We start from the raw sequence: 25,644 nt of genomic DNA on the forward strand, positions 1-25,644 counted from the left end.
TCCACCCTGCTTACCCGGGCCGCGCCCTCGGCGCATACTGCCCCTCGATGCAACTCACAAGCCGCCAAAACACGCACGCTAAGCTTCAACCTCAAAAAACTCAGTACGTGTGAGACATCCAGGCTAGCCATCAACGCGAACGGCGTCGTTTTCTTTTGGCATGATCAAGATAATCGCCTTGAAGAAATCAGATTCCTGCGCCGGGGATGTATTTGTATTCGATCTTTGTGGGTTGCTTGATGGGGTCGCCGGTTAAGTCGTGGGTGTGCCATACAACGGATTCGCTGGCGACTTCGGGATGTTTGCGGAGGAATTCCAGGGCGTAGGTGCTGGCGGTGGGGTCGTCTTTCTGGTCGGCAAATTTGGCTGACTCGATAGCGGCCTTTTGTTTTTCGCCGAGGCGGCGGTAGAGAATGGCCAGCTGATAGTGCGCAGCTAGATCATCGGGATCGATGGCCTGGAGCTTTTCGTATTCGTCGCGGGCCTTGGCGTAGTCGTGCTGCTGGAAGTAGCTGAAGCCGAGTTCGCGAAGTCCGTCTTTGGCTAACGGATATTTTTGGAGCATGGCCTGAAGGTCGGTGACGGCTTCGCTGATTTGGCCGGCGTTGCGCTCGACGATGGCGCGATAGTAGAGGGCGCGGGGATCGCCGGGGAGCAGCGACAGGGCCTTAGCGAGATGTGGCTTGGCGTCGTTGTAGCGCTCCCAGGAGATTTCGACAATCGCCATGTTGGTGTAGGCGTCGGCGTAGCCGGGGCGGAGGTCGGCGACGTGCTGGAAGGCCTGGACGGCGGCTTCGTACTGGAAGGCGTCGAGGAGGGCGATGCCGTAGTTATTCCAGCGCATCCATTGGGGATTCTCGCCAGGCAGCGGGGGGGAGGGAGAATTGTCGCCGATGTTCAGGGTGCGGGATTCGGTGGCGATCTCGAGGATGGGCTGTGGATAGGGCTTCGGCTCTTTCAGGCCCGTCTGCGTTATTGCGAAGTCGATGAAGTGCTGATTGAAGCGGCGGTACTTTACGGTGGCGGTGATGGTGACGGCTCCGGATGCGGCCTTGGGCAGGCGGAATCGGTAGCGGAGTAGCTGCGAGCGGCCGGACTGGATGGTGTTGTTGTAAGCCAGCACGCGGTTGTGCCAGATCTCGTGGAGCGCATTCAGTTCACCTTTGATGTTGATGAGGCGATTGGTGAACGAGTGAGCGGAGGGATCGAGGTTGCCATCGGGCTGAATGAATCCGGATTCAGCGAGAACTTTGCCGGAGCTGTCTTTGACGGAGAAGGCGACCCATGATTCGTAAAAGTCGCGCTGCTCGGGGATGTAGGAATGGCCGATGCCCTTGTTCTGGATGACGACGTCGGCGATGAGTATGTTGTTGGGAGAAAGCGAGAAATTGGTCAGGCCTAACGGAGCGATTTGCGTGATCGCAGTGGTGTCTTCACTCGATGCAGGGGATTCCTTCTCCAGCGCGAAGATATCGACGTTGAGGACGCCTTTGCCGTCGATGCCGTTTTTGAGGAAGTCGACGAGTTTCTGAGACTGCTCGTCGAATTTGTAGTAGGCAGCGTTGAGACTGTTGCCGCCCAGCCAGCGATGGGAGACCAGGGTTCCGTCCTTGGCGCCCGCGTCCTGTGCGTTGGCGGCCAGAGGTTGGCGCGGCATGTGGCAAGTCTGGCAGGTGGAGACGGTGTCTTTGCCGTAGAAGGGGAGGGGCGACTGTTTGGTGAAGCTGGCGCCCTGCCACTCGTCGTAGACGGTGAAGGCGCGGAGGAACTTGTAGTCGTCGAGCGAGCGGGTGATGGTGGCCTTGTGGCAGGCGGCGCAGAATTCCGCAGTCTCGAGGAGCGGGCGCATCACGGCCTGTTTGTGGCGATCGAGGTGGGCGAGGATCTCGGAATCGGAGACAGGGCGTGTGATGGGCGCGCCTTTTTCGTCGACGAGGACGGCCGGGATGCCCATGACGTAGCTGCCGGTTCCAGTGGTGTCAGTCGACTGGATGGCGTGGCAGACGGAGCAGGTGACGCCTTCCTGCTCGAAAGGACGTTTCTTGGGCATGCCCTGGGAGAGGTCGCCGGAGAAGAGCGCGATGGGATTATGGCAACCTTCGCAGTGGCGCGAGAACTGGACGCCCTTCTCATCGATGAGCATGTTGACGTTCTTCAGGTACCAGGGCTGGCGAAAACTGTTGGAGTGAACAGACTGGCGCCACTGGTGGTAGGCCTCCTGATGGCACCGGCCGCAGTATTCGGCCGTGAGTACGCTGCGCGGATTGATGAACTGACCGTTGGCGGTCATGGCGTTCGATGGCAGGAAGGGGGATTCCTTGCCGAAGGCGTAGTTGTAGCGGCTGGAGACGGAGTCGTGATACTGGGTGGTGGTGCCGGTGACGTGGATGTTGGCGGTGTAGGCGGCGGGTGGCAGCGCAGAGGTGCTGGAGGCGGGAACCGGGCTAGCAGGAGCAATGGGGTCAGTGGCCGCGCGGACTGAGAAGTTAGCCGTGAGAAGCAGGGCGAGGAGGACAACCATGATGGCCCAGCGACGCGGCAAGGATTTGAGCATCTCTGAAGCGACTCCCGTACGAATGTTTGGTGCCTCCGCAGGTGGATGAGGAAGCTGCGGGGGACAGTTGAACAGTAGCAGGGGTGGGGGTTGGGCTGTCTACCACCGAAGGGTGGAGAGCGCTATGCGATCAACATGAGGGCGGCTGGTCCGCGTGAACCATCAATTACAGAAGAGCAGCGGTCTGACTGCAGCCGTTTTTGTTGTCTGCAGTGAGCGGTTCATAGAGTGGGATGAACGGGCGTATATCGACGTTGGACGGGTGACATAGCGCACATCGTCTTAGCCAAATCGGGGCCGAAACTGGTACGGTTGATGAGTAAGATCATTAATTTCTAGATGGCATCGAGTCCTTATTTCTCTCTCGCAGTATTGTTCGTTGCCGCGCTCGGGTTCGGGCTGGCTCCGTTGGGTCTTGCGTGGCTGTGGCAGAGGGTGTTTTCGCCGGCCAAGCCCAACAGGATCAAGAATGCAATCTACGAGTGTGGGCTGGAGTCGAAAGGTGATGCCTGGGTGCGGTTTCACTCGGCCTATTACCTTTACGCGATCATTTTTCTGATTTTCGATGTGGAAGCGGTGTTTCTGCTGCCGTTTGCGGTAGCGTTTTCGGGTCTGGGTGTAGCGGCATGCATTTCGATGCTGGTGTTTGTGCTGCTACTGATTGAGGGATTGGCCTGGGCTTGGGCCAAGGGCGTGTTGACGTGGGCTTGAGGAAGTGAAGACGTGAATGAGTGAATGAGTAAATCGAACGGCTGGACGCGGGAGCGAAAAGAGGTCTGCTTGTTCACTCTCATTCACTTTTTCACTCTCTTGCTTGTTCATCGGAGCGTAGCGAATCATGGCGGTAGATCAGGATCTGAAGATCGAACTGGGGAAGCAGGGCGTCTTCGTTACGACCATTGAGGAGCTCTATAACTGGGGTCGCCGCAGCTCAATCTGGCCGATGCAATTCGGCCTGGCGTGCTGTGCGATCGAAATGATTGCGACGACGATGGCGCGCTACGACCTGGCGCGGTTTGGCGCGGAGGTATTCCGGCCATCGCCGCGGCAGGCGGACATGATGATCATCTCGGGCACGGTCACCAAGAAAATGGCTCCGCAGGTGGTTCGGCTGTACAACCAGATGGCCGAGCCACGGTATGTGATTGCGATGGGCGCATGCGCGATTTCCGGGGGCCCGTTCAAACAGGGATACAACGTGCTGAAGGGGATTGATCGGTACATTCCCGTGGACGTGCACATTCCGGGATGCCCACCGCGTCCGGAGGCGCTGTTGCATGCGTTCATCACGCTGCAGAAGAAGATTGATGCGCAGCCTTTGACAGGCGAGGGTCGTCCGCGGCATCTGGACCCGGATGCGCCGGGAGAGTTTCCCGTTCCGAACCAGGGTGAGCACGATCTGGAACCGGCGGCGAACAAGAACGTGTGGACGGTACCGACGATTATTCAATGACGGCAGTGAACAGTGGACAGTGGACAGCTGTGAATGAGTGAAGAAGTGAAGAAGCAAACAAGTGAAGAAGTGAACAAGTGAAACAGGGAACAGTGGACAGGGAATCGTGAAGACGGTTGAGGAGATTAAGGCGGCGATTGAGGCGGCGGTTCCAGGAGCCGGGGTGGAGATTGTGCCGAATCCCGGACCCAGCGCGCAGCACTCGCTTCGATTGAAACCGGATAGCGCGACTGCCGTGGCGACGTTTCTGCGGGATGACGTAGATCTGGCGCTCGATTTTCTTTCAAACGTGACGGGTGTGGACTGGCCGGACAAGGAGATCGCCGAGAAAGTTAAAGTGACACGGCGGGTTTCAAAGCCTGTGGAGGGCGGAGAACCGGGACAGGTCCAGATGGTGGACGAGACGGTTGAAGAGACTCGGAAGCATGTGCAACCGGGGTATCTCGAAGTTGTGTATCACCTGTTCTCGATGGCGAAGAAGCATGGACCGCTTGTGCTAAGGATGCGCACGGAGAACCGTTTGGACAAAGTGGAGTTGCCGTCGTTCACACCGGTGTGGCGATCGGCGGAGTTTCAAGAGCGCGAGGTATTCGATCTGTTCGGCGTTGTGTTCAGGGGGCATCCGGATTTACGCCGGATCCTGATGTGGGATGAGTTCAAGGATCATCCGATGCGCAGGGATTATGTGGAGCCGGGTGATTTCGAGTACGAGCCGACGGCGCATGATGACGTGCTGAAGAGGGCGCAAGAACATAGAAACAGAGAACAGGGATTAGGGAACAGGGAATAGGACGCGCGTTGATGGGTGCAGCGGAAATCAAGACGGAGAAGGTGGAGGGGTGGAACCGGCCGCCGGTGATTGAGACGGACCGCGAGAGCGAGTTGCTCGAGCTTGCGATGGGGCCGCATCATCCTTCAACGCATGGCGTCTTCAGGATGGACCTTGCGCTGGATGGCGAGCGCGTGGTGAGGCTGAAACCAGTCTTCGGCTATCTGCATCGCAATCACGAAAAACTGGGCGAAGGCCAGAGCTACCTGGCATCGATGCCGTACACGGATCGCCTGGACTATATTTGCCCCCTGACGAACAACTGGGCGTATGCGTTGGCAGTCGAGAAGCTGGTGGGACAGGCAGTACCGGAGCGCGCCGAGTATCTGCGGGTAATTCTGGCCGAGCTGACGCGGGTGCAGAATCACGCCTCGGCGATCGGATTCCTTTTGCAGGAAATGGGTGCTAGCGGCACGCCGCTGATGTATGCGTTTCGCGAGCGGGAAAAGATACTGGATTTGTTTGAAGCGCTGACCGGGTCGCGGATGATGTGCAACTACATGCGCTTTGGCGGCTGCCGCGTGGACGCGTCGGACGTGTGGCTGGATGCGACGCGCAAGGTGGTAGCGGCGCTGCCGGCATTTGTCGATGAGTTTGAAGCATTTCTGCAGACCAATGAAATTCTGATGGCGCGCACGCAGGGAACGGGTATTCTGCGGCCGGAGCTGGCGGTGAATGCGGGTGTGACGGGTCCAATGCTGCGGGCATCGGGTGTGGACTACGACATACGCAAGGTGGATCACTACGGGATCTACGACCGGTTCAAGTTCCGCGTTCCGCTTGGCGATCATGGGGACATTTATGACCGCTACATGATTCGCATGCTGGAGATTCGCGAATCGCTGGGGATTCTGGATCAGGCACTGAAGGAGATTCCAAGTGGTCCTGTGATGGATCCGAAGGCGAAGATTCGCGGATTCAGGCCGAAGGCGGGCGAAGCGTATGGCCGGATTGAAGCGCCGAAGGGCGAGCTGGGATTTTATCTGATCAGCGATGGGAGCCCGAACCCATATCGTTACCGGGTGCGGCCGCCGAGCCTGATCAATCTGACAGTGCTGGAAGACATGGCCCTCGGCGCGAACGTGGCAGATGTCGTGCTGATATTTGGAAGCGTGGATATTGTTCTTGGAGAAGTTGACAGGTAAGAGTTCACAGTTCTTAGTTCGTAGTTCACTGTTCCTGATTGTGCGGTGGCGCTCGGAACTTTGAACTCGGAACTTAGAACTCTGAACTGGAGGATTGAATTGCTGGGTGAAGGGATTCTGAAGGGGCTGGCGGAGACGGCGAGGAATTTTGCCGGGAGCTATGTCTCAAAAGATCGGCTGACGACGGTGCAGTACCCGGAAGAGCGGGCTCCTGTGTTCGAGGCCACACGCGTATTTCCGTTTCTCGTATTTGACGGTCCGGAGTGGGAGGCAGGGCTGCGATGCGTAGCCTGCCAGATCTGCGAGAAAGAGTGCCCGCCGAAGTGTATCTATATCGAAAAGAGCAAGGACAAGAAGCCGGACTACGTGGGGAAGCCGCAGATTTACCCGGCCAAGTTCGATATCGATATTTCAGTGTGCATGAGCTGCCAGATTTGCGTCGAGGTGTGTCCGTTTGAAGCTATCAAGATGGACACGGATTTCGAACTGAGCACCGATGACCGCTTTGGCGGGCTGCTGCTCGATCGCAAGGAGCTTGCGAAATCGAACGAGTACTACCACAAGATTCATCCGACCGAAGCGGCGGAGGTGGATGCGCGACTGGCTGAGGAGAAGGCAAAGGCAGAGGCGAAGGCGAAGGCAGCGGCGGAAGCGGCCGCGGCAAAGGCAGCTGTGGCATCGAGTACGGCTGCTGCGGCTGGAGCGACGCCGGGCAATCCCGCTGCGGCACCAGCGCAGAAGCCGAGTGAAGGAGAGCCGAAAGCATGATCGACAGGCTCGACCAGATGTTCGTTTTGCTGTTGCACTGGATTCTCGGATACCTGCCTGGCGGATGGCAGGCGCCGGTCGGCGTGATTCTGAGCGTGGTGTGTATTGTCTGTCTGTATCCCGCGCTATTTGCGCTCGCGGTGTTGATGGAGCGCAAGGGGTTGGGCCGCATGCAGAATCGGTACGGCCCGAATCGCGTAGGTCCGTTTGGAATTTTGCAGCCGGTTGCGGACGGCATCAAGTCGCTGACCAAGGAAGATATTGTGCCGTTGAATGCGGATGCGGTCGTGCATTTTCTGGCGCCGGTAGTGCTGGTAGTCGCGGTCTTTATGATGTTCGCGGTGATGCCCATGGGCCGCAACATGGTGCTTGTAAATCTGGACGCAAGCCTGCTGTTTTTTTTCGCGATGGGCGCGACGACGGAACTGTCGGTCTTCATGGCGGGGTGGTCGAGCCGCAACAAGTATTCGCTGCTGGGCGCGATGCGCGCAGTGGCGCAGATGATCAGCTACGAGGTGCCGCTGCTGCTGTCGGGCGTGGTGATCGTGATGATGACGGGGTCGCTCTCGCTGGTGCAGATGGTGGAAGTACAGAACCACTTCACGGGCATCTTTCCTCACTGGTTCGTCTTCACTCCGTGGGGCCTGGCGGGTTTCCTGATTTTCGCGATCGCGTCAACTGCGGAGACGAATCGCTCGCCATTCGATTTGCCGGAGGGCGAGTCGGAGCTGGTGGCAGGGTACTTCACGGAGTATTCGGGCTTCAAGTTCGCGCTGTTCTTCCTGGGTGAGTACGTGGAGATGTTTGCTGTGGCTGGACTGGGCACGACTCTTTTCTTGGGAGGATGGTCGGCGCCGTTCTCGTTCCTGGCCTGGGTTCCGTCGTGGATCTGGTTTTTTGGTAAGGTCGAAATCTGGATCTGCGTGTTCATCTGGTTGCGGGGAACACTGCCGCGACTCAGGCAGGATCAACTGATGAATTTTGCGTGGAAGTTTGTTCTGCCGATGTGCCTGCTGAATCTGTTTGTCGCAGCGCTGTGGCGTTTTATGGGCGAGGGTTGGCTGCGCTGGGTGGTTTGCTCGGCGCTGTTGGTGCTGGCTTACGTGGTGATGGGGAATGCCGAGATGCGGAAGAAGCACTTCGGGCCGAGAACATATCGTTATGCGGACTAGGGGCAGGGGTGGGTTCGTGGTTTCCCACTCATGCGCAAAGTGCGCGCATGAATGGGGCACTCGGATTCTCCCAGATCTCAAAAGCGAAACCTTGGGCACCCAGGGAGAAAGGAGCGGCTGGCGGTGGGATTGATCTTCTATCTGATATCGGCGCTGGCCGTGGGTGGTGCACTGGCAGCTATGCTGCTAAAGAACCTGGTTCATTGCGCGCTGGCGCTGACGCTGTCGTTTCTTGGAATTGCCTTCCTCTTTCTGCGGCTCGATGCGGAGTTCGTGGGGTTTGCGCAGATTCTTGTGTATGTGGGCGCGGTTGCGATCCTTGTGGTGTTCGCGATTTTGTTGACGCGTGCGTCGGAACTGCCAAGGGACGGTGTCTTCTCGAAGACGTGGCTTGTAGGCCTGGCGATCGCGGCGGCCGTGTTTGCAGTTCTGGCCTGGGCTGTGCTGCGGGCAGGGCCATGGTTGCCGAATGAAGCCGCTGCTCCGCAGGTGACAGTGAATGAAATCGGGCAGGCACTGATGGGTCGGTACGTGTTGCCGCTCGAGATTGTGGCGGCACTACTGACAGCGGCGCTGCTTGGCGCGGTGATTGTGGCCATGCACGAGAAAATGAGAACGAAGTGATGGCGACGCCGTTGACCGGATATTTGCTGGTGGCTGCGCTGATCTTCGCGATCGGATTGGCAGGCGCGCTGACTCGGCGAAACGCGATCATGGTGCTGATCGGGATTGAGCTGATGCTGAACGCGGCGAATTTGAATCTGATTGCGTTCTGGCGCTATGGGCCGCATCCGGAAATGCTTACGGGAATGATGTTTGCGATTTTTTCGATTGCGGTGGCCGCGGCAGAGGCAGCAGTGGGATTGGGACTGGTGATTTCGATTTATCGCCACGCGAAGACGACGGACCTTGACCAGATGAACGGGATGAAAGGGTGACGGAGTGATGCAAGAAGGATTGGCGTTCACTCCGCAACTTGCGGCGAGCGGAATTGCGCAGTGGCTGTGGCTGGTGCCGGCGTTGCCGGTGTTGGCGGCCGGCGTGATTGCGCTGCTGAAGCAGCCGATGCGGAAACTGTCGTCGGGGCTCGCGATCGGATCGCTGGGCTTTTCGCTGCTTCTGGCACTGGCGGCGTTCGGACATGTGGTAAGCGGGTGGTCGCATGGATATGCCGTGCGCGAGGTAGTGAACTTCAGCTGGATCCAGGTGGGCACGACTTCGCTGGAACTGGGATGGGTGCTCGATCCGCTGGCGGCGGTGATGCTGGTGATGGTCACGGTTGTCGGGCTGCTGATCTTTATCTACTCGACCGGCTACATGGAGCACGATGAGAACTACACTCGCTTCTTCTGCTTCCTGAGTCTCTTTGCGGGTGCGATGCTGGGCGTGGTGATTGCGAACAGTATTCTGCTGCTGTTCATGTGCTGGGAACTCGTCGGGCTCACATCATATCTGCTGATCGGGTTCTGGTATCAGAAGCCTTCGGCGGCTGCAGCGGCGAAGAAGGCGTTTTTGACCACGCGCGTGGGCGATGTGTTTTTCCTGCTGGGAATTGTGTGGTTGTTCGCGCAAACAGGAACCCTGCTGTTCTATGACCATGGTGCGGGATCGATGGAGTCGCTGGCGCTGGGTGGACTGCTGGTGCACCACTCGGCGTGGGGGTTGACGGCGGCAGGTGCGATCGGGCTGCTGATCTTTGCGGGAGCGGTAGGGAAGAGCGGACAAGTTCCGTTACACGTTTGGCTGCCGGATGCGATGGAAGGTCCTACGCCGGTGTCGGCGTTGATTCATGCGGCGACGATGGTGGCTGCGGGTGTTTATCTTATGGCCCGCGTTTATCCGCTTATGGCGGCGGGAATGCCGGCGGGTGGAACAACAACGTCGCTGACGGTGGTGACGTGGGTTGGTGCTTCGACGGCTGTGTTTGCTGCACTGATTGCCGTTGCGCAGAACGACATCAAGCGGATCCTGGCTTACTCGACCGTGTCGCAGTTGGGCTACATGATGGCTGGGCTTGGCGTGGGCGGCGTGGCGGTGGGCATGTTCCACCTGATCACGCATGCGTTCTTCAAAGCGCTGCTGTTCATGGGCGCGGGCTCGGTGATTCATGGAGCTCACGAAGAGCAGGACATTCGGAAGATGGGCGGCCTAAAGCCCGCAATGCAGCTGACGTTTTGGACGTATGCAATCGGCACGCTGGCGTTGTGCGGATTTCCGCTTTTCTTCTCGGGCTTCTGGAGCAAGGACGGAATTCTTGAAGCGGCGCAGCACTGGAGCGTGGCGAAGGCTCCGTTTTACATGCTGGTGTTTGGCGCGCTGCTGACGGCGTTTTACATGACGCGGCAGGTGAGTTACGTCTTCTTTGGGACGTGGCGCGGGCATGGGCATGCGCATGAGAGTCCTCGGGTGATGACGATGCCGCTGGCGATTCTGGCATTTTTTGCGGTGACGCTGGGTGCGATTGGAACGCCGGCGTGGCCGTGGTTCAAGGGGTTTCTCAACGGGAACGCGGCCACGTTTGGTTGGGCAGGGTTCGATGAACCAGGGCTAGGGATGTTGATGCTGACATCGTCGGTGGTGGTAATCGCGGGACTCTTGTTGGGCTGGTGGATCTATGGCGCCAAATCGCCGGCGGCCGAAGAGCCCGATGCGCTGGAGAAGGCGATGCCGCCAGTGTGGGCTGTGCTGCGCGACAAGTTCTATATCGATGAGTTGTACGGCGCGACGGTGATTGCGTTTTATGCATGGTGGGCGAGGGTGGCGGACTGGCTGGATCGGCGTGTTTGGGGTGGGATCGTTGCCGGCGTAGCGCTGGTGTTTCGCGGATGGGCGCAAGCGAATCGCTTCCTCGACACGAATGTGGTGGACGGAGGCTTTGACAAGGGCTGCGAAGAGATTGCAACGGGAGGCGGGCTGCTGGCGCGCGTTCAGACCGGACGCGGGCAGATGTATCTGCGGCTGCTGGCGCTGGCGGTGGTGGTGCTGGCCGCGATCCTGATCTGGAGCGGCCGCTCATGAACGCAATGGCAAACGGAATTCCGTGGCTTACGATTATCACGGTGCTGCCGGTCATCGGCGCGGCGATCGCTCTTTTCTCTGGCAAGCATGCGCGTGGTGTGGCGCAGGTAACAGGCGCACTTGCATTCGCGTTGTCGCTGGCGATCTGGTTGCACCTGCCCGGTGATGGATCGATTGGGCTCGAGGAGCTGCATACGAACTGGGTGCCTTCGCTGGGGATTCAGTATCACCTTGGAGTCGATGGGCTGGGAGCGCTGATGCTGGTGCTTTCGGCACTGGTGACGCTGATGAGCGTGGATGCGGCGCATCGCGTGCACCACGAGCCTGGGTTCTTTTTCGCGCTGCTTCTGCTGTTGGAAGCGGGGCTGTTCGGGTCGTTTACGGCGCTTAATTTCTTTCACTGGTTTTTGTTCTGGGAACTGAGCCTGATACCGGCGTTCTTCCTGATCAAGCTTTGGGGAGGGCCGAAGCGCGGGCCGGCGGCGACGCAGTTTTTTGTGTACACGATGGCGGGAAGCGTCGCGCTGCTGCTGAGTTTCCTTGCCGTTTTTTATTCCACCGGATCGATGGAGTTTGGCCAGTTGGCGGCGATGGCTGCGGATGGCTCACTGCAGGCGCAGGTTACCGCTCATTTAGGCCCGGTGATGATGTGGCTGGCAATTGGAGTGCTGGCGGGCTTCGCGGTCAAGGTGCCGATGGCTCCGTTCCACACGTGGCTGCCGGCGGCGTACGCTGAGGCGCCTTCGCCGGTGACGATGCTGCTGACGGGCGCGATGTCGAAGATGGGCGTGTATGGTTTGCTGCGGATTGCGTTGCCGCTTTTCGGGGCGCAGATCGCGGAGATCAGAACGCCGTTGCTGGTACTGGCGGTGATCACAGTGGTGATGGGTGCGTGGGCCGCGGCGGCGCAGAAGGATTTGAAGCGCGTGCTCGCGTACTCGTCTGTGAATCACTTGGGGTATTGTTTGCTTGGAATTTTTGCAATCGCGGTGCCGGGTGGTGCGACAGTTGCAGTTGGCACGAGCCAGGCGATTGCGCTGAATGGCGTGATTCTGCAGATGTTCAATCACGGACTGACGGCGGCGGCACTGTTCTGGTTTATTGCGATGATTCAGTTTCGCAGCGGTGGGCTTCGTGGCATTGACGACTTTGGCGGATTGCGGAAGCCGGCTCCGGTGTTTGCTGGGTTGATGGGGATTGCGCTGTTCTCTTCGCTGGGGCTGCCGGGGCTGAATGGATTTGTGGGCGAGTTCCTCATATTCCGCGGAGTGTTTGCGCTGTCATGGGTGGCCGCGACGTTTTCGGTGCTTGGACTGCTCGTGACGGCAGCTGTGATTTTGACGGTGATTCAGAAGGTATTCACCGGGCCTGTGCCGGAACGGTGGGCGGAGTTTCCTGATCTGCATGCCGGGGAGCGGCTGGGAATGGCGCCGGTGATCGGATTGATGTTTTTGCTTGGCGTGGTGCCGCCGTTGATCGTGGGACATGTGAATCCGACGGTGCAATATCTGTTGGCGCATTGGAGATTTTAAGACTGATGTTGGCTTGGACGATTTACATCTCGTTTGCCGGTGCGCTGGTGCTGGCGCTGCTGCCGAAGGGCAATGCGGCGTTAGCTCGTTGGTTCGCGCTTGCCGTTTCGGTGACGGGATTTGCGATTGCGATTGCCGGGTTTGCGGCTGGTGCAGGTCAGGGACGCGTGACGCTGATCGATGCGCCGTGGGTGGCGTCGATGGGCATTCGCTTCACGCTGGCCGCGGACGGAATCAGTCGTGTGCTGGTGCTGCTGACTGGATTGGCCGCGGTGGCGGGCGTGCTGTTCAGTTGGAACATTGAGGTACGCACGAATGAGTTCTTTGCGTTCTTCCTTGCGCTGATCGGCGGCGTGTATGGCGTGTTTCTGAGCTTTGATCTTTTCCTGCTGTTTGTGTTTTACGAGATCGCCATTGTGCCGAAGTACTTTTTGATTGCGATCTGGGGATCGACGCGGCGCGAATACGCGGCGATGAAGCTGGCGCTGTATTCGTTTGTGGGATCGGCGATGGTGTTGATCGGGCTGCTGGCGGCGTATGCGATGTCGGGTAGCCACTCGACGGGACTGGTTGCGCTGGCGAATGCGAATTTGCCGGTGAGCGAGCAGATGTGGCTGTTTCCGATGGTGTTTGTCGGCTTTGGGATTCTTGCGGGCTTGTGGCCGTTTCACACATGGGCTCCTACTGGTCACGTGGCTGCGCCGACGGCGGCTTCAATGCTGCTGGCGGGTGTGGTGATGAAGCTGGGCGCATACGGGTGTTTGCGCGTGGCGATCGGATTGTTTCCGCATGGGATGGATCCGTGGGGATTTTCGTTTGGGGGGATCGGGTCGTGGCGCGATGTGTTTGCGATCCTGGCGGTGATTGGGATTGTGTATGGCGCGCTGGTGGCGCTGGCGCAGACGGACTTCAAGTTTGTCATCGGCTACTCCAGCGTGAGCCACATGGGATTTGTTTTGCTGGGGCTGGTGACGCTGAAGCAGATCGGCGTGACGGGCGCCGTGCTGCAGATGTTTTCGCATGGCGTGATTGCGGGACTGCTGTTCGCGATTGTAGGGCGCATTGTGTATGAGCGAACGCACACACGGCAACTGGCGGAACTGGAAACGATGCATCTTGGCAAGCGAATGCCGTTTGCGGCGTGGGCGTTTGTGATTGCGGGCATGGCGTCGATGGGGCTGCCGGGGTCCTCAGGATTTGTGGCGGAGCTGCAGGTGCTGGTGGGAGCGTGGATTGCGAAGCCGTGGTGGACGGCTGCGGCCGGAGTCGGGATCGTGGTGGGGGTTGCGTATACCTGGCGCGCGCTGCAGAAGGCGTTCTTCAGCGACAGGCTGCCGACGCCGGAAGAGCATCCGAAGGAAGGCTGGCTGAAGTTTGAGGCGATTACGTGGCCCGAGATTGCAGGGACGGCGCTGCTGATGGCGGCTACGGTGATTGTCGGAGTGTATCCGAAGATTTTGCTGGATTCGATTGAACCGGCGGTGAAGGCGCTGCTTGCGGGAGGGATGCAATGAACTACGCAGACCTCTTTCGCGTGACGCTGCCGGAGACGGCGCTGGAAATTGCTTCATTGCTGGTGCTGGTGGTGGACCTTGCTTTTCTGCGCAAGGCGGCACTGCAGACGCGCGTGATGTCGGCCGTGCTGCTAGGTGTGATTGGATGCGGAGCGGCGTTGCTGGCGCTGCCGTTCCAGGCGTTCGGTGGATTGAAGTATCCGGGTAGCGTGGACGTGATGTTGAGCGCGGGCGGATACACGTCGATCGCGCAGGTTGGGATTCTGACGCTGACAGTGCTGACTCTATTTCTTCTGGTCGGCGCGGATTTCACGCAGCACGTCGGCGAGTATGTTGCTGTGGTGCTGATGGCGGCGACGGGCGGGTTGCTCATTTCGGCGGCGCAGGATTTGCTGGTTATCTTCGTGGGGCTCGAGTTGCTGAGCCTGGGCTTGTACATTCTGACGGCGTTTGCTAAGAAGTCGGGCAAGAGTGCCGAGGCGGCGATCAAGTATTACCTCTTCGGCGGGATGTCGGCGGCGTTTTTGCTTTTCGGGTTCAGCTATCTTTACGGCCTGTCGGGATCGACAAATCTTCATCGGATGCTGCTGGGTCTTTATCGGCCGCACGCGGCTGAGATGGCGCCGCTGCTGTACGTGGCGCTGGTGATGATTGCGGCGGGGCTTGGATTCAAGGTGGCGGCGGTGCCTTTTCATTTGTGGGCGCCGGACACGTATGAAGGCGCGCCTGCACCGGCGGCGGCGTTTATCGCTTCGGTGTCGAAGGTGGCGAGTTTTGCGCTGTTGATCGGGATAAGTACGGCGGCATTGCATCTGTTCGACGGAATGCATGGCCGGGTTTATGTTTCCGTTGGATTTCATTCGCAGCCGGGACCGGTTTATCTTGGCTTTCGGAACGCATGGAATGAGATCCTGATTGTGCTGGCTCTGGCGTCGATGGTGCTGGGAAACCTGGCGGCGCTGGGGCAGACGAGTGTGCGGCGGTTGCTGGCGTATTCGGCGATTGCGCACGCCGGATATATTTTGCTTGGTCTGGCGTTTTTCTCGTATTCGTCGCAGAGTGCGCAGGCCATTCTGTATTACATCCTCACGTATGGGTTGACGACGATTGGGGCGTTCGGCGCGGTGGCGGTGGTGGAGCGCGCGGGGGGCAGCGATCGGATGGATGCGTTCCTGGGGTTGGTGAAGCGCAACCGGTTGCTGGCGGCGGTCATGTTGGTGTTGTTCCTTTCGCTGGCGGGGATTCCGCCTCTGGTGGGGTTCTGGGCGAAGTTCAATTTGTTTGCGGCGGTTTTGCGTGTGTATCCGGCCGGAGCGGGGCTGGGGATGGTGGCGCTGGCGGTGGCGATGAGCGCGGTGTCGCTCTACTATTACCTGCAGGTTCTGAAGCGGGTGTTTGTGATGCCGGCGGTGGATGAGACGCCGGTGAAGGCGAACGCGGTGACGATGGGCGTGCTGGTGGTGACAGCGCTGGCGGTGGTGGTGCTGGGGTGCCTGCCGGGGTTGCTGCAGAGTTGGATGGCTGGCTTCTACGCGGGGATGTGAGGACCCCCCTCCCCCCTCCGCACTCTTTTAGAGAAAGTCGCTGTTTTCATCGGCTTACGGACAAAGTTCTCTGCAAAGCCTTCTTCCGATTGAACTTAGTCGTAGAGTATTCTTAATAAAGGACTTTGAGCCTACCCGGCGTCACGTGCGAGGGTATGGCTTCTCCTCGATCCCATGCAGGTTTCATTGTGCGCCAAACGGGCGAAATTCCATGCAAAACATCGAGGAGATTTTTTCTTTTGGAATGAGTTAGTTAGAGGAATGTTTTTTGAGAAGGGCTTGGCATTTTTGTAGCTGTAACCGGCCCGAGTTCATTTCGATATCCCGGTCCCAAAAAGCGAGGGGTCCTTCCGCAAGCTCAGCGCAGGCTTGGGAACCCTCATCTTGGCGCCGTCTGTATGGGTGGAAACGATCATCGACCAGAGAATACTTGGTCTCGCCGTCCCTACGGGACTCCGGAAAAATGGCTACGTTACCCCACGCTGAAGCGCGGGGCTAGCAACCACTGCGCCTACGGCGCGGGCTTTGGCACGGGGCTGGCAATCACTGCGCTTCAGCGTGGGGCGAACTCAGCCGCGGAGGAAGTCTTTGGCCTTTTGGATAAGGACGTCGCGGCTGATGTCGGAGATGGCGTTGGTGAGGGGGATCTGCTTGGGGCATGCCTCGACGCAGTTTTGCGCGAAGCCGCACTCCTGGATTCCGCCATCGCCGGCGAGGGCGCGGAGACGTTCTTCTTTGAAGACTTGTCCTGTGGGGTGATTGTTGAAGAGCTTGACCTGGGCGATGGTGGCGGCGCCAACGAAGCCTGTCTCCTCGTTGAACTGCGGGCAGACTTCCATGCAGCAGGTGCAGGAGATGCAGTTGGAGAGCGGGTAATTGGCTTCCTGCTGCTGGGGGAAGACGCGGGGGCCTGCACCTAAATCGTAAGTGCCGTCGACGGGTACCCAGGCTCTGACGCGCATCAGGTTTTCAAAGAGGACGGAGCGGTCGACCTGGAGATCGCGTACGAGAGGGAACTTGGAGAGGGGCTCGATCTTGATGGGCTGTTCGAGATTGTCGACGAGGGCGGAGCAGGCCATACGGGCCTTTCCGTTGATGCGCATGGCGCAGGAGCCGCAGATTTCTTCGAGGCAGTTCGAGTCGTAGGTGATAGGCGTGGTGCCCTTGCCGTCGGCGGTGACGGGGTTGGCGGCGATTTCCATCATGGCGGAGATGACGTTCATGCCGGGACGCCATTCGAGCTCGAAGTTTTCCCAGGTGGATGGTGTGTCGGGGCTGGCCTGGCGCTTGATTTCGAATTTTACGGTTTTGGTTGCCATGGTTTGGCGTTTCCTCAGTTTGGTTGCTCGTCCCGCGCTTCAGACGTTGTGCCGGTTCAAAATATCGTCCCTACGGGACTGGATGAGTATTGCTCAAACATCCCCACGCTGAAGCGCGGGGCTAACTAACTTTGCGCCTCTGGCGCGTGCGGAACAACTTGAAGCAAATCCTTCGTTTACCACCCCCAAACCGAACAACGTTTGGGGCCCCGTGCGCTTGAGTATTGCTCAAACATCCCCGCGCTGAAGCGCGGGGCTAACTAACTTTGCGCCTCTGGCGCGTGCGGAACAACTTGGGTCGTGCCCTGAAACAAAACCAAAAAAAGAAGCAGATCCTTCGCTTACCACCCCCAAACTGAAGTGCGTTTGGGGCCCCGTGCGCTCAGGATGACAGCGCCACGAGGATAGGGCTTGTTACTTCGAGGCGTCGTAACGACGGGGACGCGGTTTGATGTATTGAATGTCCACGTCTTCGAATTCGAGACGGGGACCTTCAGGGTTGCCGGTGAAGCTGGCTTTGGTGGTTTTCAAAAACTTTTCGTCGTTGCGATCTGGAAAGTCTGGTTTGTAGTGCGCGCCGCGCGATTCATCGCGAACGAGCGCGCCTTTTACAACGCAGCGTGAGAGCTCGAGCATGTTGTAGAGCTGGCGGGCAAAAGCAAAGCTGGTGTTGGCCCAGTGGCTCTTGTCGCTCAGGTTGACGTTCTGGAAGCGGTCGAGAAGTTCGACGATTTTTTCGTCGGCTTGCTGGAGGCCCTTGTTGTAGCGGATTACGGTGGCGTGCTCGGTCATGGTGACGCCGAGTTCGCGCCAGAGCTTGAAGGGATTCTCGGTGCCCTCGTTGGAGAGGAGCTGCTTGTTCATCTCGGCCTGGCGGGCGAGTTCGGCTGCGGCTCCGCCATCGCCTTCTATCGCAGGCAAGTTTTTTGCGTAGTTGATGGCGTTTGGTCCGGCCATGAATCCGCCGAAGATGCAACTGACGAGGGAGTTGGCGCCGAGGCGATTGGCGCCGTGGTATTGATACTCGCATTCCCCAGCGGCGAAGAGGCCGGGGATGTTGGTCATCTGGTTGAAGTCGACCCAGAGGCCGCCCATGGTGTAGTGCATGCCGGGGAAGATCTTCATGGGGACTTTGCGGGGATCATCGCCGACGAACTTCTCGTAGATTTCGAGGATGCCTTCGAGCTTGCGGTTGAGAGTTTCTTCGTCGATGTGGGTGAGGTCGAGGTAGACCATGGGCTGGCCGTCGATCCCGAGGCCGTGCTCGTAGACGATTTTGTGAATGGCGCGGGTGGCGACATCGCGGGGAACGAGGTTGCCGTATTTCGGATACCACTCCTCGAGGAAGTAGAAGCGATCGGACTCGGGGATCTGCTTAATGGGGCGCTTGTCGCCGGGAGTGCGCGGAACCCAGACGCGGCCGCCTTCGCCGCGAGCTGACTCAGACATGAGGCGCAGCTTGTCTTCGCCGGGAATGGAAGTGGGATGGACCTGGATGAATTCGCCGTTGGCGTAGAAGGCGCCCTGCTGGAAGACAGCGGATTGCGCGGAGCCTGTGCAGACGACTGAGTTGGTGCTTTTGCCGAAGAGGGCGCCGACGCCGCCGGTGGCGAGGATGACCGCGTCGGCAGCGAAGGCGCGCAGCTCCATGGTGCGGAGATTCATCGCGGTGATGCCGCGGCATACGCCCTTTGAGTCGATAATCGAGGAGAGGAACTCCCAGCCCTCGTACTTTTTGACTTTGCCTTCGGACTCGTGGCGGCGGACTTGTTCGTCGAGCGCGTAGAGAAGCTGCTGGCCTGTGGTTGCGCCTGCGAAGGCGGTGCGGTGATAGAGGGTGCCACCGAAACGGCGGAAGTCGAGAAGGCCTTCAGGGGTGCGGTTGAAAGGGACGCCCATGCGATCGAGGAGATCGATGATGGCGGGGGCGGCCTCGCACATGGCTTTGACCGGCGTTTGATTGGCGAGGAAGTCGCCGCCATAGATGGTGTCGTCGAAATGTTTGTCGGTGGTGTCGCCTTCGCCCTTGAGATTTTTGGCAGCGTTGATACCGCCTTGAGCGCAGACCGAGTGGGAGCGCTTGACGGGAACGATGGAGAAGAGGTCGACGCTTCCGCCTGCTTCCGCGATTTTGATGACTGCTGCGAGCCCGGCCAAGCCTCCGCCAACCACGATGATTCTGGGTGCTGCCATTCGCTTTAGAGTCCTTTCAACGTGCCTGCAAAATGCGCAGGAGAAAACTTTTGCTAGACCTGCGCTGGTTCATGCGCGGGTTGAATGGTGTGACGCGGAATCGGCGGAGCGTACTGGAACGGCGCGGCGATGCGATTCCATGTGTTGATGACGGCGACGGCAGCGCTGAGCCACGCCAGCTCATCGGGTGAGAAGTGTGCGGAGACGGCAGCGTAATCTTCGTCGGAGACGTGATGCTCGGAGAGGCGGGTGAGAAGTTCGGTCCAGGCGAGGGCAGCTTTTTCGCGATCGGAGAAGATGCCTCCTTCGCGCCAGACGGCGACGAGGTCGAGCTTGGGGGCCGTCATGCCCATGTGACGCGCTTCATTGAGGTGCAGCTGAGTGCAGAAGGCGCAGCCGTTGATTTGTGAAGCGCGAATTTTGACGAGTTGCTGCGGTTCGGGATCGAGGCTTGAATTGGCGACGGCCTGGCTGAGGGTGACGATGGCGTTGTGGGCTGCGCCTGCGTAGGTCTGGAACTCCTTGCTGGTGATGCGCGGATTGTTGGACATCTTCAACTCCTCAACCACGGCGAACTGAGGGCGGAGCTACGACAACACGGGTGGCATGTGCATTTGCACGATTGCCACCGGCACGATTTCGGGGGTGTTTTGATATTTGTGGCTGATGAAGGCCCAGATGCTGGCGAGTCCCATGACGAGCAGGAGGACGCCGAAGGCTGCGCATGCGTAGCCGAAGCGCTTGCGTGCTAATTCGCCGGGAGTGATGCCCCACTTGGCGGCGAAGAGCCAGATGCCATAGGCGAAGTGCCAGCAGATGGCGATCATGGCGATGACATAGACGGCGAGCATGAAGGGATTGGCGAGTTCGTGCTGGACTTTGGCGAAGGCTGCTCCGGGATTCTCAGGGAGGCTGATGCCCATGAAGCGTTGGCGCAGAACGTGCTGGCCGATGTAGAGGAAGGCGATGATCCCCGTGTAGCGCTGCGCGACATACATCCAGTTGCCTGCCCACGGGTAATAGACCACGTTCGCCTTGCCGCGGAACCAGATGTAGAGGCCGTAGAGTCCGTGATAGAGGATGGGCAGGAAGATGAAGACCCATTCGAGCACGCGGACCAGAGGCAGGGAATTAAGGAACTTGACTTGTTGTCCGTAGGCGATGGGGCCTTTGAGCGCTTCGAAGTTGGAAAGCAGGTGCTCAAGAAAGAAGGCTCCGATGGGGATGATGCCGAGGAGCGAATGCAGCTTGCGCCAGATGAAGGAGGTTCCCTGACCGGCACGAAGCGGCTGCACGCCGGCGTGAAGCTTGGGCGTAGCAGGATTTTGGACAGTTGCCATTGAGATGTGGCTCCTAAGTGCTTCGGCGGTCCTGATTCCGGAGCGGTGAGGTATCAGATTGAGGGACGGCGTATATAGCGCAGTTACAACTGCATTATTCGTAACGCAGATAACGATCGTCAAGCGCGGTGGCTGCGAAGTATTCGAGATATGAAAGCAGGGCGCTTGGGATGCTGCGAAGTGGGACACGTGAACGCTGGTGTCCTGTCTCCAAAGTCCGTTGGAAACTCAGGAAGGACAAAAGCAGATTCTTCGACTCACCACCCCCGAACCTACCCCACAGAGCTATCGTTCTGCGGGGCCCCTGGTACGTTCGGGGCCCCGTTCGCTCAGAATGACACACCTTCAAATCAATGAAGAAACTCCGTTAACAGAAAATAGAACACGATAGCGGATTCTTCGTTATGAACTTTAGAGACAGGATGACTAGAAGGTTGTGGAAACGCGTAGAAAGGCACTGTGCGGAGGACCGATGGCGTTGCCGGAGAAGAGCCCGCCGAAATCGAGGACATCGAGGGTGTTGTTGAGGTTTTCGCCGTCGGCCTGGAGGGTGGTGGTGAATCGCTCAGAGCGGTGGAGGATTGCGCCGGCGGATGCATTGAGAAGCAACGCGGGGAGGATGCGTCCGCGATCGAAGTTGAGACGAGCGAGGACCTGCGGACCGTACTGGGCGAGTACAGTGCTGGGGTCGCCCTCGAATTCGAAGGGCAGGCCGGAGTCGAACTCAGCTCCGCCGGCGAACCAGAGACGGGGATTGATCTGGTAGCGCATGCGGCCGCGAAAGGTGTTGCGCTGATCCTGCGAGTTAGGGACGTGTCCGGTGAGTGCGGATGCGGCATCGGAGGCGTCAGAGCCGAGGAAGAGTCCGCCGCTGACGGGGAACCAGACGTTGCCAACCTGGAAGGAGTAGCTGGCGAAGCCGTTGAAGCCGCGCCAACCGGGCAGTTCAAGCTTGGCCTCGAAGCCATAGATGATGGCCTTGCGGAAGGCGATGGGGAACGCGATGGTGGTGTTCTGGAGCTGGTTGTCATCGGCGAAGTTCAAAAGGAAGCGGCGGAAGTAGTTGGTGTCGATGCGGAGCTCGTTGGCCAGTTCCTTGCTGACGCCGAGTTCGTAGTAGTCGCCGGTGGATGGGTTGACGGGAAGACGGAGGAATTTGGCGGGAGAGATGGAATCAACCTGGGGCGAACTGGAGAGCAGGATGTTGCCGGTGGCGGGGGTTTGAAAGACGCGATCGTAGGAAGCGTGAAGGACGAGTTGCGCGGCCGGGATGAAGTGAGAGATCGCGACGCGAGGCTCAAGGGCCTGGCGATTGACAAGGAGCCGATAGTGATCCCAGCGGAGGCCGGCAGCGATGGTGGAGTTATGGAGGTGGATGGTGTCCTGGAGGAACGCGGACTGCTCGAGGTCGGGACGACTGCCTGTGAACGCGAAGGATGGGGCGGTTCCGGCGTCGAATTGCGCGGGGTTGGTGATGAGGTAATTGAGGGGCTCGCGCAGGAAGGTGTTGTCGGAGTCGACGCCGGCTTTCCACTCGTGCTGGGCGCGATCGAAGGTGGCGGTGAAGTTGAAGTAGGCTTCGCGGAGGTTGTCGTGCTGGGAGATTGCGATGGGGGTGGAATTCGAGTTGGAGTTGAAACGGGTGGTCTTGTCGCGGAGCATTGCATGCGCGTCGGTGGAGGTGCGATCGGAGAGGTTGTGCTGCCAGGAGGCGATGCCCATGGTCTCGGCGTTGGCGGCGGTCTGGCGCTGGCCAGCGGACTGCTGGAGGAATTCGTTGGGAATGTCGTAGCGGGAGAACTCGCGGCGAAGGCTGACCGTGGCCTTGTCGTTGGGTGTTTGATTGCGCTCGTAGTGGAGAGCGAAATCGCCGAGCGTGCCGGTGTTGGAAAAATTCTGCGGAACGACCGGATTGAGGTAGCGGTCGGTGCGGCTGCCGGAAGCGGTGGCGCCGATGGAATTCTTGCCGCGCAAATATTGGGCCTGGCTAGATGCGCCAGCGGATGCGAAACTGCCGCCGTCGAGTGTGAGCCGACCGTGCAGGCCGGACCGCGCAATCTGCGTGGTGTCGACTTCGATGACGCCGCCCATTTTGCGGCCATACTGGGCGGGGATTCCAGCGGTGTAGATGTTGAGAGACTGGATTTCGTCGGTATCGATTTCGGGTCCGAAGCCGGGCGAGCGGTTGTCAGTGAGCGGGACGCCGTCGATGACGAATTGGGTCTGGTATTCCGATCCGCGGGGATGGAGGACGGCGCTTCCTTCGTAAAGCCAGCCGGGCTGGGTGTTGACGAGGTCCTGCAGGGAGCGGCCGGGAACGGAGCCGAGCCGGGTTCTGATCTGCTGCGTGCCGAGCATATTGACGGTGCCGGGCTCGTCGGGGGAGAGAAGGGTATCGGGCGTATGCACTGTTACGGATTCGGTGAGCGTAGTGATCTCAAATTGAAGGGAGAGTTTGATGGGCGCGGCGGAACGTATTTCAACGGATTGGGAGATCGCGGCGAAGCCGGGGCGCTGAATGTCGATGTGGTACATGCCAAAGGGCAGATGAGTGATGGTGAGCGTGCCGTCGGAGTCGGTGGTGAGGGTCTTCGAGAATTGATTTCCGTGACTGTTGAGTTGAATCGGTGTTTCGATCGGATGGCCGGTGGCGTCGATTACGCGCAGGCGAAGGGTTCCCTCGTTTGCCTGACCGTAGGCGAGGGTGAGGATGGAGAAGGCAAAGAGGATGAGTGACCGGAGTTCTTTCAATGTCACTCTGAATTTGATGCGGTCGAGGGTTTCCGGGGCGAAGGCGCACTGAATTTTGTGAGTACCGGGCATGAAGGTGAGTGCGCTCTCAACGGGGATCAGACATTCAGTTGGGCAAGAAGAGCGGCGAGGGCTCGGCCTCGGTGACTGAAGGAGAGCTTGGTCTGGAGATCGATTTCGGCCATGGTGCGGTCGAGTTTTGGCAGATAGAAGAGGGGGTCATAGCCGAAGCCTCCGGTGCCGCGCGGGGCGTTGAGGATCATGCCTTCGACAGTGCCGTCGGCCATGTGTGCGGGCTGGCAGTCACGGGCGGCGACAAGCACACAGTGATAGCGGGCAGTGCGCTGCGGTGGCGGAACGGCGTCGAGGCGCTGGAGGAGAACGATGTTGTTCCAGACATCGGTGTTGTCGTTGGCGTCGGGCGAGTCAATCATGCCGGCATCGGCGGCGAAGCGGGCTGAACGGACACCGGGAGCTCCGGAGATGGCGTCAACTTCAAGGCCGGAGTCGTCGGCGAGGACGAGAGCGCCGGGGGCGAACTGGGAGTAATAGACGGCTTTGAGGGTAGCGTTTTCGGCGAAGGTGTCGCCGTCTTCTTCGGGCGGTTCGATGTCGGCTAGATCCGGGAGTGGGTCGATGGAGACGGCGTGCGTTTCGGCTGCAGTTCGGAAGTCGCGCAGTTTGCCCTGGCTGGTGGTGGCTACGTAGAGGCGGAGGGGCATGGGATGAGTGTAAAGGAGCGGGGGATGGGGAGTTGGGAGTTGGGACACAGGGACATAGGGACATTGGGACACAGGAACTCAAGAGGGGGTAGGGAGTAACAGGCCTTTGTGATTCAGTTTTTCCCGTGTCTCAGAGGCGAGACCCACTGTAGAAGCTCTGGGCGGGCTGTTGGATATCCGCAATTTGTGGTGAGGCGGAGAAAAGCAACTGCGGGTTCCTCCACTCCCGTTGGTCGGTCGGAATGACAAGGTGTGCGTGTGGGCGACTGTGAGTGGCGCCGAGCGAGAAAGAGGGGAGCGCGGAGAAAAGAAGCGCGGAGTTGACCGGTCAACGTAGGATGGCTGGTGATGTTGAGAAACTCGTTTGATTCGGGGGATGGATGACGGGGATCGTTGCGGGGATCGGATGGCACATGGTGGGCGCGGCTTCGGCTGCTTCGTTTTATGCGCCGATTGAGAAGGTGAAGCGCTGGTCGTGGGAGACGACGTGGGCGGTCGCGGGAATTTTCTCGTGGGTGCTGCTGCCGATAAGTGTGAGCTATCTGCTGCTGCCGCATTTCGGCGCGTTCTACGGGTCGATTCCGTCGGGTGTGTTGTTGCGGATGGCGTTGTTCGGAGCCATGTGGGGCGTGGGGAATGTGAGTTATGGACTGACGATGCGGTACCTGGGGATGTCGCTGGGAATCGGCGTGGCGATTGGAGTGACGCTGGTGGTGGGGACGCTGATTCCACCGCTGTTGAATGGGCAGGCTGGATTGCTGTTCGAAACGAGAAGCGGGCTGTTGACGATGGCGGGCATCGTAGTGGCTCTGACGGGCGTGGCCATTGTTTCGTATGCGGGACACATGAAAGAGATGCCGTTGAAGAGTGGCGGGCCGACGGAGTTCAATGTGCTGCTTGGACTGGCGCTGGCGGTGATGTGCGGCATCTTTTCCTCCGGGATGTCGTTCGCGATGAACGCGGCGAAGCCGATGCAGGCCGCGGCTCTGCAGGCGGGGGTGAATCCTTTGTATTCGGCGCTGCCGAGTTATGTGTTCATCATGGGTGGGGGCGCGCTGGTTAATTTTGCTTATTGCTTTGGAAGGCTGGCGATGGTGAAGAAGATCTCGCTGGGAGATGATTTGCATCAACCTGGCGGAGTGATTGGGAGGAATGCGGCACTGGCGGCGACGGGCGGAATCATGTGGTATCTGCAGTTTTTCTTTTATGCGTGGGGGGCTGCGAAGATTCCGGAACGCTTGAGTTATGTGAACTGGATGCTGCACATGAGCGGGTATGTTTTATTTGGCGGGATTGTGGGGCTGGCGCTGGGTGAGTGGGCGGGTGTGTCGAGCCGGTCGATCCGATTGTTATGGGTGGGGATTGTGGTGATTATTGCGGCGGCGAACCTGGTGGGGTTGGCGACGTGAAGAACAGGGAACGAGGGGACAAGAGGGACAAAAGGACAAAGGGAAAAGGGGAAAATGGGATAAGGGAGTAAGGAGTAACAAAAAGGGAATGCCGGAGCGATTGCTCCGGCATTTGTGTGTTGGGATCGAGATTGATTAGCCTGGATGTCTCACACGTACTGAGTTTTTTGAGGTTGAAGCTTAGCGTGCGTGTTTTGGCGGCTTGTGAGTTGCATCGAGGGGCAGTATGCGCCGAGGGCGCGGCCCGGGTAAGCAGGGTGGACGTGAGTTTTGCGCAGAGCTCCTCTGGCTGAGAGTTCAGAACCGGTGGGGGTACAGTTGACGGAACCGATCGATCTTGGATTTCAGCAGCGCAGGGCGTGGAAGGCTTGCGCATAGATT

Annotated in this window: 20 protein-coding genes; 13 read left to right on the forward strand and 7 right to left on the reverse strand. The window is 59.1% G+C overall.

Annotated features, from left to right (window positions below; translation table 11 throughout):
- Positions 1-187: 187 nt before the first annotated feature.
- Positions 188-2,554 carry a tetratricopeptide repeat protein gene (locus WCA10_RS14530; protein ID WP_472823254.1) on the reverse strand — a complete coding sequence of 789 codons (2,367 nt, stop codon included), beginning with the start codon at positions 2,552-2,554 and terminating at the stop codon, positions 188-190.
- 339 nt (positions 2,555-2,893) lie between these two features.
- Between WCA10_RS14530 and WCA10_RS14535 the strand changes: the two genes are divergently transcribed.
- The 12 genes from WCA10_RS14535 to WCA10_RS14590 all read left to right on the forward strand — a co-directional run bounded on the left by WCA10_RS14535 (position 2,894) and on the right by WCA10_RS14590 (position 15,529).
- A complete protein-coding gene (locus WCA10_RS14535) occupies positions 2,894-3,265 on the forward strand; it encodes an NADH-quinone oxidoreductase subunit A (protein ID WP_472823255.1) in 372 nt (123 codons plus the stop codon).
- Positions 3,266-3,392: 127 nt separating this feature from the next.
- Positions 3,393-4,007, forward strand: coding sequence for an NADH-quinone oxidoreductase subunit B (locus tag WCA10_RS14540; RefSeq protein WP_472823256.1), 615 nt, complete (start codon positions 3,393-3,395; stop codon positions 4,005-4,007).
- Between the two features lie 106 nt (positions 4,008-4,113).
- Positions 4,114-4,797, forward strand: coding sequence for an NADH-quinone oxidoreductase subunit C (locus WCA10_RS14545; RefSeq protein ID WP_472823257.1), 684 nt, complete (start codon positions 4,114-4,116; stop codon positions 4,795-4,797).
- An 11-nt stretch (positions 4,798-4,808) separates the two neighbouring features.
- Positions 4,809-5,981 carry an NADH-quinone oxidoreductase subunit D gene (locus WCA10_RS14550; RefSeq protein ID WP_472823258.1) on the forward strand — a complete coding sequence of 391 codons (1,173 nt, stop codon included), beginning with the start codon at positions 4,809-4,811 and terminating at the stop codon, positions 5,979-5,981.
- Positions 5,982-6,080: 99 nt separating this feature from the next.
- Positions 6,081-6,749: a 4Fe-4S dicluster domain-containing protein gene (locus tag WCA10_RS14555; RefSeq protein ID WP_472823259.1), complete on the forward strand. Its 669-nt coding sequence runs from the start codon at positions 6,081-6,083 to the stop codon at positions 6,747-6,749.
- Positions 6,746-7,921: an NADH-quinone oxidoreductase subunit NuoH gene (gene nuoH, locus WCA10_RS14560; RefSeq protein ID WP_472823260.1), complete on the forward strand. Its 1,176-nt coding sequence runs from the start codon at positions 6,746-6,748 to the stop codon at positions 7,919-7,921. The genes WCA10_RS14555 and nuoH overlap by 4 nt, the downstream gene beginning before the upstream one ends.
- Positions 7,922-8,044: 123 nt before the next feature.
- Positions 8,045-8,545, forward strand: coding sequence for an NADH-quinone oxidoreductase subunit J family protein (locus WCA10_RS14565; RefSeq protein WP_472823261.1), 501 nt, complete (start codon positions 8,045-8,047; stop codon positions 8,543-8,545).
- Positions 8,545-8,859: an NADH-quinone oxidoreductase subunit NuoK gene (nuoK, locus tag WCA10_RS14570; protein WP_472823262.1), complete on the forward strand. Its 315-nt coding sequence runs from the start codon at positions 8,545-8,547 to the stop codon at positions 8,857-8,859. Before WCA10_RS14565 ends, nuoK begins: the two co-directional genes overlap by 1 nt.
- A gap of 7 nt (positions 8,860-8,866) precedes the next feature.
- Positions 8,867-10,939: an NADH-quinone oxidoreductase subunit L gene (nuoL, locus tag WCA10_RS14575; protein WP_472823263.1), complete on the forward strand. Its 2,073-nt coding sequence runs from the start codon at positions 8,867-8,869 to the stop codon at positions 10,937-10,939.
- A complete protein-coding gene (locus WCA10_RS14580) occupies positions 10,936-12,471 on the forward strand; it encodes a complex I subunit 4 family protein (protein WP_472823264.1) in 1,536 nt (511 codons plus the stop codon). The genes nuoL and WCA10_RS14580 overlap by 4 nt, the downstream gene beginning before the upstream one ends.
- Before the next feature lie 5 nt (positions 12,472-12,476).
- Positions 12,477-13,985: a complex I subunit 4 family protein gene (locus tag WCA10_RS14585; protein WP_472823265.1), complete on the forward strand. Its 1,509-nt coding sequence runs from the start codon at positions 12,477-12,479 to the stop codon at positions 13,983-13,985.
- On the forward strand, positions 13,982-15,529 hold the full coding sequence (locus WCA10_RS14590; protein WP_472823266.1) for an NADH-quinone oxidoreductase subunit N: 1,548 nt from the start codon (positions 13,982-13,984) through the stop codon (positions 15,527-15,529). Before WCA10_RS14585 ends, WCA10_RS14590 begins: the two co-directional genes overlap by 4 nt.
- A 569-nt stretch (positions 15,530-16,098) precedes the next feature.
- Here the strand turns inward: WCA10_RS14590 and sdhB are convergent.
- From sdhB to WCA10_RS14620, 6 genes are all read right to left on the reverse strand, one after another.
- Entirely contained in the window at positions 16,099-16,848 is a 750-nt protein-coding gene (sdhB, locus tag WCA10_RS14595; protein ID WP_472823267.1) for a succinate dehydrogenase iron-sulfur subunit, read from the reverse strand.
- 414 nt (positions 16,849-17,262) lie between these two features.
- Positions 17,263-19,041, reverse strand: coding sequence for a succinate dehydrogenase flavoprotein subunit (gene sdhA / locus WCA10_RS14600; protein ID WP_472823268.1), 1,779 nt, complete (start codon positions 19,039-19,041; stop codon positions 17,263-17,265).
- 53 nt (positions 19,042-19,094) lie between these two features.
- Positions 19,095-19,592 carry a carboxymuconolactone decarboxylase family protein gene (locus tag WCA10_RS14605; RefSeq protein ID WP_472823269.1) on the reverse strand — a complete coding sequence of 166 codons (498 nt, stop codon included), beginning with the start codon at positions 19,590-19,592 and terminating at the stop codon, positions 19,095-19,097.
- A gap of 36 nt (positions 19,593-19,628) precedes the next feature.
- On the reverse strand, positions 19,629-20,381 hold the full coding sequence (locus tag WCA10_RS14610) for a succinate dehydrogenase/fumarate reductase transmembrane subunit (RefSeq protein WP_472823270.1): 753 nt from the start codon (positions 20,379-20,381) through the stop codon (positions 19,629-19,631).
- Between the two features lie 426 nt (positions 20,382-20,807).
- On the reverse strand, positions 20,808-23,204 hold the full coding sequence (locus WCA10_RS14615; protein ID WP_472823271.1) for a TonB-dependent receptor: 2,397 nt from the start codon (positions 23,202-23,204) through the stop codon (positions 20,808-20,810).
- Positions 23,205-23,230: 26 nt separating this feature from the next.
- Complete coding sequence (locus WCA10_RS14620) at positions 23,231-23,854, reverse strand: non-canonical purine NTP pyrophosphatase (RefSeq protein ID WP_472823272.1); 624 nt, start codon at positions 23,852-23,854, stop codon at positions 23,231-23,233.
- Between the two features lie 380 nt (positions 23,855-24,234).
- On the opposite strand from WCA10_RS14620, the gene WCA10_RS14625 reads away from it, so the two are divergent.
- Entirely contained in the window at positions 24,235-25,263 is a 1,029-nt protein-coding gene (locus WCA10_RS14625; protein ID WP_472823273.1) for an L-rhamnose/proton symporter RhaT, read from the forward strand.
- Positions 25,264-25,644 lie beyond the last annotated feature (381 nt).

It is taken from the genome of Occallatibacter sp., from assembly GCF_049582745.1.
Taxonomy (GTDB): Bacteria; Acidobacteriota; Terriglobia; order Terriglobales; family Acidobacteriaceae; genus Telmatobacter.

What these genes read in the sequence shown, in the direction of transcription:
- WCA10_RS14535 (WP_472823255.1), top strand. Translation starts at nt 2,894, where the DNA reads ATGGCATCGAGTCCTTATTTCTCTCTCGCAGTATTGTTCGTTGCCGCG.
- WCA10_RS14615 (WP_472823271.1), bottom strand. Translation starts at nt 23,204, where the DNA reads ATGCCCGGTACTCACAAAATTCAGTGCGCCTTCGCCCCGGAAACCCTC.
- nuoL (WP_472823263.1), top strand. Translation starts at nt 8,867, where the DNA reads ATGCAAGAAGGATTGGCGTTCACTCCGCAACTTGCGGCGAGCGGAATT.
- WCA10_RS14610 (WP_472823270.1), bottom strand. Translation starts at nt 20,381, where the DNA reads ATGGCAACTGTCCAAAATCCTGCTACGCCCAAGCTTCACGCCGGCGTG.
- WCA10_RS14550 (WP_472823258.1), top strand. Translation starts at nt 4,809, where the DNA reads ATGGGTGCAGCGGAAATCAAGACGGAGAAGGTGGAGGGGTGGAACCGG.
- WCA10_RS14620 (WP_472823272.1), bottom strand. Translation starts at nt 23,854, where the DNA reads ATGCCCCTCCGCCTCTACGTAGCCACCACCAGCCAGGGCAAACTGCGC.
- WCA10_RS14540 (WP_472823256.1), top strand. Translation starts at nt 3,393, where the DNA reads ATGGCGGTAGATCAGGATCTGAAGATCGAACTGGGGAAGCAGGGCGTC.
- WCA10_RS14590 (WP_472823266.1), top strand. Translation starts at nt 13,982, where the DNA reads ATGAACTACGCAGACCTCTTTCGCGTGACGCTGCCGGAGACGGCGCTG.
- WCA10_RS14580 (WP_472823264.1), top strand. Translation starts at nt 10,936, where the DNA reads ATGAACGCAATGGCAAACGGAATTCCGTGGCTTACGATTATCACGGTG.
- WCA10_RS14585 (WP_472823265.1), top strand. Translation starts at nt 12,477, where the DNA reads ATGTTGGCTTGGACGATTTACATCTCGTTTGCCGGTGCGCTGGTGCTG.
- WCA10_RS14625 (WP_472823273.1), top strand. Translation starts at nt 24,235, where the DNA reads ATGACGGGGATCGTTGCGGGGATCGGATGGCACATGGTGGGCGCGGCT.
- WCA10_RS14605 (WP_472823269.1), bottom strand. Translation starts at nt 19,592, where the DNA reads ATGTCCAACAATCCGCGCATCACCAGCAAGGAGTTCCAGACCTACGCA.
- sdhA (WP_472823268.1), bottom strand. Translation starts at nt 19,041, where the DNA reads ATGGCAGCACCCAGAATCATCGTGGTTGGCGGAGGCTTGGCCGGGCTC.
- WCA10_RS14530 (WP_472823254.1), bottom strand. Translation starts at nt 2,554, where the DNA reads ATGCTCAAATCCTTGCCGCGTCGCTGGGCCATCATGGTTGTCCTCCTC.
- nuoH (WP_472823260.1), top strand. Translation starts at nt 6,746, where the DNA reads ATGATCGACAGGCTCGACCAGATGTTCGTTTTGCTGTTGCACTGGATT.
- sdhB (WP_472823267.1), bottom strand. Translation starts at nt 16,848, where the DNA reads ATGGCAACCAAAACCGTAAAATTCGAAATCAAGCGCCAGGCCAGCCCC.
- nuoK (WP_472823262.1), top strand. Translation starts at nt 8,545, where the DNA reads ATGGCGACGCCGTTGACCGGATATTTGCTGGTGGCTGCGCTGATCTTC.